Origin of the sequence: Streptomyces albus subsp. albus (assembly GCF_000719865.1) — a bacterium.
In the GTDB taxonomy this organism is placed as follows: Bacteria; Actinomycetota; Actinomycetes; order Streptomycetales; family Streptomycetaceae; genus Streptomyces; species Streptomyces albus_E.
Window position 1 is genome coordinate 170,249 of record NZ_JOID01000001.1, and the last position, 11,900, is coordinate 182,148.

At 76.2% G+C, this 11,900-nt stretch carries 6 protein-coding genes; 4 read left to right on the top strand and 2 right to left on the bottom strand.

All coding sequences use genetic code 11. From position 1 onward, the window contains the following. Positions 1-12 precede the first annotated feature (12 nt). From IF83_RS34440 to IF83_RS33540, 3 genes are read left to right on the top strand one after another with little or no spacing between them, the layout of a single operon-like run. Positions 13-3,318 (top strand): DUF5682 family protein, encoded by a 3,306-nt coding sequence (locus IF83_RS34440; RefSeq protein ID WP_244176741.1) that lies wholly within the window; start codon positions 13-15, stop codon positions 3,316-3,318. After that, positions 3,315-4,454, top strand: a complete 1,140-nt coding sequence (locus IF83_RS0100755; protein WP_030542017.1) for a VWA domain-containing protein — start codon at positions 3,315-3,317, stop codon at positions 4,452-4,454. The genes IF83_RS34440 and IF83_RS0100755 overlap by 4 nt, the downstream gene beginning before the upstream one ends. Then, positions 4,451-7,750 carry a hypothetical protein gene (locus IF83_RS33540; protein ID WP_051722323.1) on the top strand — a complete coding sequence of 1,100 codons (3,300 nt, stop codon included), beginning with the start codon at positions 4,451-4,453 and terminating at the stop codon, positions 7,748-7,750. Before IF83_RS0100755 ends, IF83_RS33540 begins: the two co-directional genes overlap by 4 nt. A 305-nt stretch (positions 7,751-8,055) precedes the next feature. Here the strand turns inward: IF83_RS33540 and IF83_RS0100765 are convergent, their stop codons facing one another. Beyond that, positions 8,056-9,792, bottom strand: coding sequence for a GMC family oxidoreductase (locus tag IF83_RS0100765; protein ID WP_078843040.1), 1,737 nt, complete (start codon positions 9,790-9,792; stop codon positions 8,056-8,058). A gap of 582 nt (positions 9,793-10,374) precedes the next feature. Between IF83_RS0100765 and IF83_RS0100770 the strand changes: the two genes are divergently transcribed. Continuing rightward, the gene (locus IF83_RS0100770; protein ID WP_051722324.1) at positions 10,375-10,776 is read left to right on the top strand and encodes a hypothetical protein; all 402 of its coding nucleotides are present in this window, start codon (positions 10,375-10,377) and stop codon (positions 10,774-10,776) included. 347 nt (positions 10,777-11,123) lie between these two features. Here IF83_RS0100770 and IF83_RS0100775 read toward each other — a convergent pair whose 3' ends face one another. Beyond that, positions 11,124-11,711 carry a TetR/AcrR family transcriptional regulator gene (locus tag IF83_RS0100775; RefSeq protein ID WP_030542021.1) on the bottom strand — a complete coding sequence of 196 codons (588 nt, stop codon included), beginning with the start codon at positions 11,709-11,711 and terminating at the stop codon, positions 11,124-11,126. Positions 11,712-11,900 lie beyond the last annotated feature (189 nt).

The following is an 11,900-nucleotide window of genomic DNA, read 5'->3' on the forward strand; positions in this document are numbered from 1 at the left end:
GGAGTCACGGTCATGACAGCGACGACGGCGGAACCGGCCGCGGCCTCGGGCTCCGGAGCCGGCACCGAGGCCGCAAGGGGAGCCGGAGACGGCGCGGCGGGCGACCGGGCCTGGGCCAAGGCTGGGACGGGTGCCGATACCGGCGCCCGTCCCGATGGAGGGGCCGAGGCCGGTGCCGGTGCCGGTGCGGACGTCACCTTCCTCGGGGTGCGCCACCACTCCCCCGCCTGCGCCCGGCTGGTGGCCCGTGCCATACACGCGCTGCGGCCCGCGTACGTCCTGGTGGAGGGCCCGGCCGACATGAACGGCCGGCTGGACGAGTTGCTGCTCGGGCACGACCTGCCCGTAGCGGTGTTCAGCCACTACCGGGACGGAGAGCGGTCGGCGACGTCCTGGGCGCCGCTGTGCGACTACTCGCCGGAATGGGTGGCGCTGACCGAGGGCCGGGCGGCGGGCGCCGAGGTCCGCTTCATCGACCTGCCGGCCTGGCACCCGGCGTTCGCCGGGCGTGTGAACCGTTTCGCGGACGCGGAGGCCCGGTACGCCGAGGCCACCGCGCGGCTCTGCGAACGGTTCGCGGCCGACTCGGTGGACGCGCTGTGGGACCGGCTGTTCGAGGTCGCGGACTCCGCGGAGGTGCGGACGGACTCCGCGGAGACGGGGGCCGGGTCCGGTGCCGCCCGCTTCGGCGAGTTGTCGGAGCTTGCCGAGCGGTTGGACGCCTACTTCGCCGTCGTCCGCGGTGACGCGGAGGCCGACGAGGGCGACCGTGCCCGCGAGGCGTACATGGCGTCCTGGGTCCGGGCGGCTGCCGGACGGGCCGACGGCCGCCCGGTGCTGGTGGTGACCGGCGGTTTCCACCAGCCGGCCCTCCGGGCCCTCACCGGCTTCTCCCCCGCGGGACGGCGGCAGCACACCGACGGCCCCGGGGTCGCCGTGCCCGGAACGGGGTTCGCCGGGCCCGGAGTCGAGGTCCGAGCCGGTGCCGATTCCGGGACGGGGATCGCAGCCGGGCCGGGCCCGAGCATGACGGCCGAGGCCGAGCCCAAGAGGGAGGACGGGCCCGGGACGACCCGGCACAGGCCGGAGAGCGAGCCCGAGCCCGTGTCCCGTGCCCGGACCCGGGCCGCCCGCGAGCCGGACCCGAGCGCTGACGCGGGGGCCGGACCCGCCACCAGCCCCGGCCCCGGCCCCGCAGCGGAAGAGGAACCCGGGCCGGAAGCCGGGTCCGGTGCCCGGCCCCGCACCACGTGGCCCGGCGTGCCGGAGCCGCCGGCGGGGGCTCTGGCGGGCAGCTTCCTCGTCCCGTACTCCTTCCGGCAGTTGGACGCCTTCGCCGGCTACCAGTCCGGCATGCCCTCGCCCGGCTACTACCAGCGGCTGTGGGAGGAGGGCCCCCGGGCCGCCGCCGACACCCTCCTGCGGGAGGTCGCCGGACGGCTGCGGAAGCGGCGCCATCCGGTCTCGACTGCCGCGCTGATCGCCGCACGTGCCCAGGCGGAGGGGTTGTCCCTGCTGCGCGGCCACCCCGTCCCGGCCCGGGTCGACGTGCTCGACGGGCTGGCCGGGGCGCTGGTCGCCGACGCCCTCGACCAGCCCCTCCCCTGGACCACGCGCGGCACCCTCGCGCCGGGGAGCCATCCGGCGATCGTGGAGATGGTCGCGGTCGCTTGCGGTGACCGGACCGGCCGGCTGCACCCCGCCACCCCGGCCCCGCCCCTCGTCCATGACGTGGCGGCCGAGTTGGAGCGCCTCGGTCTCGACGGCGAGCGGCAGATCGTCCTGGACCTGACGACCCCGCGCGGGCTGGACCGCAGCCGCGTGCTGCACCGACTGCGCGTGCTGGGCGTTCCCGGTCACGAGCGGAGGTCCGGGCCGCGGCACGGGAGCGAGGCCGTCTTCACCGAGCGGTGGGAGCCCGTGCCGGCGCCCGGCCGGGACGCGGCGCTGGTGGAGGCCGGCGCCTACGGGGCGCGGCTGGCGGACGCGGCCGCGACGGCGCTGACCGAGCGTGCCCGGCGGGACGGAGCGGGTGCGGACGAACTCGCGCGCACCCTCTTCGACGCCGTGCTGTGCGGAGTCGGGCCGCCGGCCGAGGAGTTGCTGGCGGCGCTGGCCGGCCGAGTCCGGGAACTGCCGGAGCCCGGCACGCTCGGGGAGGTGCTGGCGGCCTCCCTCGGCCTGTGGCGGCACGACCGGGTGTACGGGGTGGCGCGCGGCCCGCTCCTCGCGGAGGTCGTGGAAGGGGCGGCCGTCCGCCTGCTGTGGCTGCTGGAGGGTGTGCACGGTGGATCGTCCGGCGTGGACCCCGGCCGGCTCGCGGCGGTGGCGGCGCTCCGCGACGCGCTGCTCCACGCCCCGCGACCGCTGTCCCTCGACCGGGGCACGGCGGCCGCGGCGGCCCGCCGCATGGCGGCCGACCGGCAGGTCCCGGCAGATCTGCGCGGCGCGGCCTTCGGGCTGGCCCGCGCTCTGGGCACGGACGGCGAACCGGCCACGGCGGTGGCGGAGTTCGGCCCGGATGTGCTGGGTGATTGGCTGGCCGGGCTGTTCGCCGTCTCCCGCGACGACGTCGGGGAACTGATCGGGGTGCTGGACCGCACCGTGGGCGGGATGAGCGAGAGTGCCTTCCTCGCCGCGCTGCCCGCGCTCCGCCAGGCGTTCGCCTTCTTCCCGCCCAGGGAGCGGGAGCGGATCGCCGGGCGGCTGCTGGAGACGCGCGGTGTGCGCGGTTCGGCCCGCGCCCTGCTGCGCACCGGCGGCGACCCGATGGTGCTCGCCGCCGCCCGGGCACTGGAGGAGCGGGTGAACACCCTGCTGACCCGGTACGGGCTCGGCGGGCCTCCCGAGCCGGAAACGGAGCCGGGACAGAGGCCGGGGCCGGGGCCGGAGCCGGGACAGGGGCCGGGGCCGGAGCCGGGGCCGGGGACGGCGTGGGAACCCGGACCGGCGCGGAAACCCGGGCCGGGAATCCCACCGGGGCCGCCGCGGCACGTGGCGGACGGAAGCGGGGCCGGAAACCGCCCCGGGCCCGCGGCCGCGGGCCGGCCGGCCGGAGCTCCGGCCGGACCGGAGGCCCCGGACGGACAGGCCCCGGACGACCCGGGCGCCGTCGTCGGCCGGGCCGGGAAGGCAGCCGCACAGCACGCCGTGAACGGAGCCGGGACCGCCGGCGAAACCCCGGCCGCGAGCGCCCCCCGGACCGGGACCGGGACCGGGACCGGGGCCGGGAAGGGCACCGCACACAGCACCGGCACAGTCACCGGCACCGACACCGGCACAGCCACCGAGGCCGACACGAAGGGAACCGACCAGTGACCGCTCCCGACCCCGCCCTGGAGCGGTGGCGGCTGATCCTCGGATCACCCGCCGAGCGCTGCACCGGGCCGCTCGGCTCGGAGGCCGCCGCCCGCGACGCCGCCCTCGACTGGCTGTACGGCCGCGACCCGGAACTGGCCCGGCGCGGCATTCGCCGGCCCTCCCCCGCCGACCGCCGGGGCGGCGACGGCCCCAGCGCCGTCACGGCCGTCGACTGGCTGGACGACGTGCACCGTCTCTTCCCCAGGGAGACCATCGAGCGGCTGGAGCGGGACGCCGTCGAGCGCTACGGCATCGAGGAGATCGTCACCGACCCGGCCGTGCTGGAGCGCGTCGAACCGAGCCCGGCCCTGCTCCGCGCCGTCCTGCGCACCAAGCACCTGATGAACCCGGCCGTGCTCGGGGCGGCCCGGCGCATCGTCGAGCAGGTCGTCCGGCAGCTGATGGACCGTCTCCGTCCGGAGGTGCGACGCGCGTTCACCGGCAGCCGCGACCGCCGCCCCTCCCGGCTGGCCGTCGCCCGCGACTTCGACTTCCGGACGACGGTGCGCACCAACCTCGCCCACTACCAGCCCGAGCACAAACGCCTGATCATCGAGCGTCCCTCCTTCCACTCCCGCACCCGCCGCCGACTCCGGCAGTGGCAACTCGTGCTGCTGGTGGACCAGTCGGGATCCATGGCCGGGTCGGTCATCCACTCCGCCGTCACCGCCGCCTGCCTGTGGAACCTGCCCGGGCTGAAGACCCACCTCGTGGCCTTCGACTCCTCGGTCGTCGACCTCACCGCCGATGTGTCCGACCCGGTGGAGCTGCTGATGCGGGTGCAACTCGGGGGCGGCACCGACATCGCGCGGGCCGTGGACTACGGCGCCGGCCTCGTCGACAACCCCCGCCGCTGCGTCTTCGCCGTCATCAGCGACTTCTACGAGGGCGGCGACCCGTACCGGCTGATCCACACGGTGCGGCAACTCGTCCAGCAGGGCACGACGGTGCTCGGTCTGGCCGCCCTGGACGAGGAGGCCAATCCGTCCTACGACCGGGAGCTGGCGGGCCGTCTCGCCCGGGAGGGCGCCCACATGGGCGCCATGACCCCGGGACAGCTCGCCGAGTTCGTGGCGGAGCGGCTGGGCCGGTGACGGTCGGCCCCGACGACAGCCGTGACGAGATAACCACGGCAGCACTGCAGGCGGCAGCGGTGGCAATGGCGGAGACGGCGGAGAAGACAGCGGAAACGGCGATGGACGGGGACATGGTGGAAGCGACGACAGGACCGGCACCAGCACCGACAGCGACAGCTGCACCGGCACCGGCACCGGCACCGGCCGGGAGGATCCGCGCCGACCTGCTGGCGCTGACCCCCGACACCCTCGCCGCCCTCACCAACCGCGGCCTGGTCAAGCGGGCGAGCAAGGACATCGACGCCGGCCGGGCCCCGGCCCTCACGCTGGGGCAGGACGGCCGGGTGCGGGCCGAGTACACCGGCGCCGCGGTGGCCGAACTCCCGCCGGGCGCGGGCCTGGACAACGGCTCCTGCGATTGCGGCGCCACCGGCGTGTGCCGCCATCTCATCGGCCTGGTCCTCGCGTACCAGCACGTGGCCTCCGCACCCGCCGTGCCGCACGCCGAAACCGCGCCCCACGCTCCATCCGTGCCCAACGCCGGAGCCGCACCACACGCTCCGTCCGTGCCCGCCGCCGAGTCGGGCTCCCTCGCATCCGGCACCGCTGCCCCGGCCGGCCGCCCCACCACAGGCGCCACCGGACCCGCCACAGGCACCACCGATCCCGCCTCCGGCCACACCGGCTCCGCCCCCGGCCGCACCGGCTCCGCCCCTGGCCACACCGGTCCCGCCCCCGGACCCGGCGCCACCGATCCCGCGCTCGGGCACTCCCGGCCCGGAGGTGCCGCTGGTTCCGGTGGCGTGACCGGCGCGTCGTCCCCCGCCCGCGGTCATACCGGTTCCACCCTCGCCCCCGGTGCCCCGGGCGGCCCCGCGCCGGCGCCGGCCGGAACAGGCCCCGTGCCGGCCACGTCCGCCTCGTCCACCCGCCCCGCGTCGCCGCATCTGCCGACCCCACCGACCCCACCGGCGGACTGGTCGCCGGGCGCTTTCGACGACGAGACGCTAACGGCGGCCGTCGGCACCCGGGCGGTCACGGCAGCCCGCCGCACGGCCCGCCGCGGCTACACCGCCCGGATCCACCGCGCGGTCCCCGTCCCGCCCGGGCCCACGACCCCGGACGCGGCCAACGGACGCGGCCCGTCCCCCGCTCCCGCCGGGCCGTGGGCGGAACTGCCCACGTGCACCGTCCGGTTCCCGGTACCCGGCGAGATCGGCTACGCCCTCACCGACGCCTCGGCGGCGGTACGGGGCGAGATGGTCGCCCTCGCCGTATGGGCGTTCCGCGCGGCGGACGAGTCCGGCGTCGGCGACGGCCCCGTGGAGGTGCGCATCTCCTCCGGCTCCCGCGGCACCGCCCGCCGCGGCGCCTCCTCGGCTCCCGGGGCCGCCGGCCCCTCCGGAACCACCATGCCGGAGCCTCCTGCCCCGCACTCCGGCGCCGCCATGCCGGAGCCTTCCGCCACGTCTCCCGCCGCCGCGGGCACCGCCGGCCCCTCGGACGGACCCCGGCGCGGCGCCACAGTCGCCGGCCCGGCGGCTCGCACGTCCGCGCCGACGACCGCACACACGTCCGCGCATACGCCCGCTCGTCCGTCCGCGCCGGCATCCGCGCCAACGGCCGATCGCTCCCGCCCCGCCGCGGCCGGCCCACCGGGCCCCGGCACCCACCCGTCCGGTGCACCCGGGACCGGGGCAGCCACCACCGCGCCCGGAACCGCGCCCGCAGGCATGACCGAAGTCACCATGGCAGGCACAACCGAAGCCACGAACCCGGCCACGACCCCAGCCGCGCCCGCAGGCATGCCCGGAGCCCTCTCCCCGGGCGAGCCCCTCGCGGTCCCCGCAGGCACGCGGATGACCGCCACCGGGAGTTCCCCCGCGGCGACGGCCTCCCCGACCGCCCGCTCCCTCCGCACTGCCCTCGACCTGGCCGACGGCCTCCTCCTCGACGGCGCGGCCCACGCGGGTCCCGTGCTCGCCGCCACGCTCCGCCGTACCGCGACGTCCCTGGCGTCCGCCTCCCTGCACTGGCTCGCCGCCGTCACCGCCGAACTCGCGGACCAACTGGCCGCGCACACCGCGCGGGACGCCGCGCACGACTCGCTGCGCCACGCCGCGCTCCTCGCCGAGCTCCACGCACGCCACCGCGCCGCCGGCACCACCCCGGGTGTGCTCGGAGAGCGCGAGGCGGCGGAGACGCCCCTGCGGCGGGTCCGCCTCACCGCCCTCGGCTGCCGTCTCTCCGGCACGCCCGAACACCCGTTGACGCGGACCTACTTCGCGCATGCCGACGCGGGCGTGGTGGTCGTCCTGCACAAAACGTGGCAGCCCTCCGACCGCCCCTGGGGCACTCGCCGTGTCCTCGGTACGACGCTGGCCTCCCTGGCCGCGGGCAGTGTCGTCAGCGAGACGGCGCGGCGCACGGCGAGCCGCGCCCTCACCCTGACCCGCGGCCGGCTGGCCGTCACCACGGTCACCCCGCTCGGCCCCACGGCCTTCTCGGAGCTGCCGAGCACGCTGCTGGTACGCGATCTGGCCGCGCACGCCGCGGAGTGGGACGGCCGTCCGCCCCGGCTCGTCCGGCCCCGGGTGGAGGCGGAGACGGTGCGCGTCGTCGAGATCTCCGAGGTGACGGACATCGGGTACGACCCGGCCGCGCAGCGCCTGGAAGCGACCGTCCTCGACGCGGCGGGCAACCCGGCCCTGATCTCCGCCCCGCACGAACCCTTGGCCCCAGCCGCGCTGGACGCCCTCGCCGCCGCCCTGGCGAGCGGCCCCCGCCACGTGGCCGGTGCCCTGCACCGCGACGGCGGCCGGCTCCGGATCACCCCGTACGCCGTCGCCGTCCCGGACGGCCGCGGCGGCCCGGACGGCCGCACAGGCAACGGCAGCAACACCGGCGCGGGCGCAGGCATCAACGGAACCGGCACCGGCACCGGCACCGGCACCGGCACCGGCACCGGCATCACCGTCCCCCACCTGTCACCCGGCGAGCCCGCGAACCTGCCGCCCCTCCCCGGCTCTCCCCCACCGGACCCGGTGGCCGACGCGCTCGGCTCCGCTCTGGCCGCCCTGGCCGACGCGGCCCATCTGGGGCTGCGTCATCTCACCGGCCCCACGCGCGCGGCCCTGACCCGTTCCGCCGACGACCTCGCCCGCACCGGCCTGACCGCCTGCGCCTTCGCGGTGCGCCGGTTCCTTGAGGCGCTGGCGGGCATGGAGGAGGCCCCGGCCCGATGGACAGACGCCCAGATACGCCTGCTCACCACCGCCGAACTCCACGACCGGGGGTCCGCTTCCCGGCCGTGAGCGGACCGTGAAGAGACCGAGCCGGCCCGCTCGGCCGGACACACCGCTTCACGGTTCACGCTCGCCGACGCGGCCCGCTTCCGCGCCCGGAGCCCCATCCGCCACCGGGCTGCGGTGCGGGACGATCCAAGCGGCCCACGCGGGCAGGCCCGCCGTGATCCGCCCGGTCAGCGCCATCCGGACCGTGAGCCCTCGCAAGCCCGTTCGTGCCGTGCAGGCTCTCGACAGAAGGCGAGGAGAGGTCCGGATACGGGGACCCGGCACCCGGACAGGCCGCGTCCGGGCACCGGGACGGAGCGGTGGTGTCACGCCGGATCGGTCAGCGGCACGGAAGTCCCGCTCCCGGACCGGGCGGGAGCGCCCGCATCACCCGGGCCGCCGGAAGCGGCCCCGACGGCGCCGACGGGCTCGACGTGTTCCGCCTGGGAAACCGGACGGACCACCCGCACCGCCGTATCAGTCGTATCGGCCTCCCCGGCCGCACCGCCCCGGACCGCCGTCCCCCGGATCAGGTCCGCCGCCCGCTCGGCGATCATGATCGTCGGGGCGTTGGTGTTGCCGCGCACGACCGACGGCATGACGGACGCGTCGGCCACCCGCAGCCCCGTCACCCCGTGCACGCGCAGTTCCGGATCGACGACCGGCCCGATCGGGCAGGTGCCGGCGGGGTGGTAGAGCGTCTGCAGCTCGCGCCGCGCGTAGGCGAGGAGGTCGTCGTCACCGCAGCCGGGGTCGGGGGCCAGGAAGTCCGCCCGGTGGTGCGCCCGCATCGCGGGGCGGCCGGCGATGTCCATGACCAGGCGCAGCGCGCGGACCGCCGTCGCCCGGTCCTCCTCCGTGGCGAGGTAGTTGTGCAGGATGCGGGGCTTCGCGCTGGGCATGGCCGAGCGCAGCTCGACCCGGCCCCTGCTGGTGGGGGCGAGCAGCGCGGCGCCGATGTGGTAGCCGTGGTCGGTGAGCGTGCCCAGGCCCTCCTGGTGGTACAGCGCGGGCACGACGTGGAGTTGCACGTCCGGGGCGTCGAGGCCGCCGGTGGTGCGGAAGAAGCCGCCGCCCTCGCCGGCGTTGGAGGTCAGCGGGCCGCGTCCCTCGGTCTCCAGCAGTGTCACGTTCTCCGGGCTCTCGGCGCTCAGCAGGGACTCGGTGTCGGTGAGGTGGACGACGGCCAGGTGGGGGTGGTCCTGGAGGTTCTCGCCGACGGGCAGATCGGTCCGGGGGATGATGCCGTGAGCGGCGAGTTCGTCGGCGGGGCCGATGCCGGAGAGCATGAGAATCTGCGGCGAGTTGTAGGCGCCGGCGCAGAGGACGACCTCCCGCGCGCACCGCAGTTCCTCGGTGGCGCCGCCGTGGTCGATCTCGACGCCGGTGGCCCGGTCGCCGTCGAAGAGGACCCGGTTGCACTGGACGCCGGTGCGGACCTCCAGGTTGGGCCGGTCCAGGGCGGGGCGCAGATAGGCGGCGGCGGTGCTGCACCGCAGGCCGCCCCGCTGGGTGAGTTCGTAGGTGCCGACGCCGTCCTGCTCGGGGCCGTTGAAGTCGGGGTTGTACGGATGGCCGGCCTCCTGTGCCGCCGCGAGGAACGCGTCGGTCAGCGGGTGGCGCGAGCGACCCTGGTTGACGGGCAGGGGTCCGCCCGCGCCGTGCCACTCCGACGGGCCGGCGTGGTGGTCCTCGGAGCGGAGGAAGTGCGGCAGGACGTCCTCCCACGCCCAGCCCTCGGCCCCTCCGGCGGCCCAGCCGTCGTAATCCCGCCGGTTGCCGCGGATGTAGATCATCGCGTTCATCGACGACGAGCCGCCGAGCATCCGTCCGCGCGGCAGATAGCGGCGGCGGTCGCCGAGGCCCGGTTCGGGCTCGGTCGTGTAGTCCCAGTCGTACTTGGTGCGGAAGAGCTTGGCGAAGGCCGCCGGGACGTGGATCTCCTGTGCGTCATCGGGCCCGCCGGCCTCCAGCAGCAGTACGCGCGTGTCCGGGTCCTCGCTGAGGCGCGCGGCGAGCACGCACCCGGCCGATCCCGCACCCACGATGACGAAGTCGTACATTGAGCGTCCTCTCTCTGTGGTCTCTGCGGCTGCCGCCCGGCGGCCGCTGCGACCGGGACTTCCTGGGACGTCGCTGAGGGCCCGCGAGCCGTACGGCGGGTGACGCGGGTGACAAGTGCGCCGGCAGACGAGCCACGGCCTCGGCCGGCGGAGAGGGCGTCCGTCGCCCCTCGCCCTCCCGGTCGGAACCGCTCGCGCACAGACCCCCCGGGCGGGGTGACGGACCGCACGCCCGGTTCCCGATGAGCGCCTGATCCCTTCTGCCGGCCGGCAGAGGTCGCCAGAGAACTCCCCATCTCCGCACCGGCCGACACACGGACGACCCCGGAGACGCAAACAGGCCACGGACTGACCGAGAACGCCCGAACCGGTATCACGGTCGGCGCACTCGCACCGGGCCGCTTCCCCGCGGCCGCTCCCCACGGGCCGCCTCCAGGACCACCCAGCCGTCGCCCCGCCCGCGCGACTCCCTGCCCGGCGGCAGTGAGAAGCTCGCGGGTCCGAACAGATTTGCGTAGACGCGCGGCCGTCCGGTTGGGCGCGGGCGCGACCGACCCGGGAGTACGCGACGCAATGTCATTAATGATCCCGCTCCTCATCACCGCGTGGAGCGTGTGGCGGCTCGCCCGGGGCCTGCACGCCGACGACTGGCGGAGGCCCGGCTGGTTCGCCCACGCCGCCTGGGTGTCCCTCGTCATCACGCTGATCGCCTGGTTCCGGGGACTCTTCTCCGGCGGACTGGACACCGAAGAGGCCTGCCAGTACTGGCACCACCAGCCGTACGACGAGACGTACCGCAGGGCGCACCTGGACGACTGGTCCCGCCTCTTCCCGCTGAGCAACAAGTGCAACGCCGGCTACGACCTGGTCCCGGTGTGGGTGAATCCCACCGTGGCCGTGTTCTCCCTGGCGTTCGTGGCCGCCCTGGCCGGTCTCGTGTGGACGTCGGCGAACCGCTTGTGGCGGAGACGGCGGGCTTCGTGACCACAGCGTGTGTCAGAGACACCGGGCGCGGGCCAAATCCGCTCGCGGGACGCGCCCTTCGGGTTGCAGTTCGGCGGCAGCAAGCGCTTCGAGACAGTCCGGCCGGCAACCTTTGACCGGCTTGAATCCGCTCCGGACCGACGCTTCGGCACATCCGGCGCCGGCCTCTCCGACATCGCCGCCAAGACGGTCCGGAGAGTCCGGGGGGGTGGCCTGCCCACGAGGAGCACCTGGTCTCCTGCCCGGCACTGCACTAGGCGATCGGTGAACAGCGCGCCGCGAAGCGAGCCCATCGGTTCCCGCACCCGGCGGGCCGACGAGTTGGGGGCACCGGCCGCGCCGGGCCGTCAGTACGGCAGTCCCTCCGCCGCCGCGCGGAGGGCTGCGTGCAGGCATGCGGCCAGTTCGTCGCCCGCGGCGCCGGCGTCGTCGCCGAAGCGGAGGGCGAAGTCCTCCGCCGCCGCGCGCAGCGCGCCGTTGACGGTGGCTGCGTGCACCTTGACCCGCAGGTCGTCGGGGCTCGCGCCGGACCGCCCGGCGAGCAGTTCGGCGAGGACGGGTAGCGCGTCGTCGTGCGCCTGCAGCCAGACGGCGCGGAGCGCGGGCTCGGTCCGGGTCATGCGGATCAGGTCGAGGACGGCGGGGTCGACGTGCGGGAGCGTTCCCTGCCGGCAGGCGCCGGTGAGGAAGTTCAGCAGGCCCGTGTCCGGCGGCCAGTGGCGCAGCCGGTCCGTGGCGGCGTCGAGGCCCGCCGTCAGCAGCGGGCGGACGCAGCTCTCCTTGGTGGGGAAGTGCCGCCACAGCGTGCGGGGCGAAATGCCCACGGCCCGGGCTATCTGCTCGCCCGTGGTGCCCGTGACGCCCTGTGAGGTGAACAGGCGGACGGCCTCGCGGGCGATGTCGAGGCGGAGGGCCGCCTTGCGGCGTTCGGTCAGCGACGGTTTGGCCGTCGGCGCGTCGGACGCGGCCGGCCCCGCCGACTCGGCCGGTCCCGCCCGCTCGGCCGACGTGGCCGACCCGGCCGTCTCCGCCCGGTTCACGGGTGCCGCGTCCCGCACCGTGCCCCACCGTCCCTGCCCCGTGCGTGTGTTCGGTCCCCGGCAGCATAGCCACCCGCCGCGAAA

Coding starts and splice junctions, on each gene's coding strand:
- IF83_RS0100765 (WP_078843040.1), bottom strand. CDS start 9,792: ATGTACGACTTCGTCATCGTGGGTGCGGGATCGGCCGGGTGCGTGCTC.
- IF83_RS0100770 (WP_051722324.1), top strand. CDS start 10,375: ATGATCCCGCTCCTCATCACCGCGTGGAGCGTGTGGCGGCTCGCCCGG.
- IF83_RS34440 (WP_244176741.1), top strand. CDS start 13: ATGACAGCGACGACGGCGGAACCGGCCGCGGCCTCGGGCTCCGGAGCC.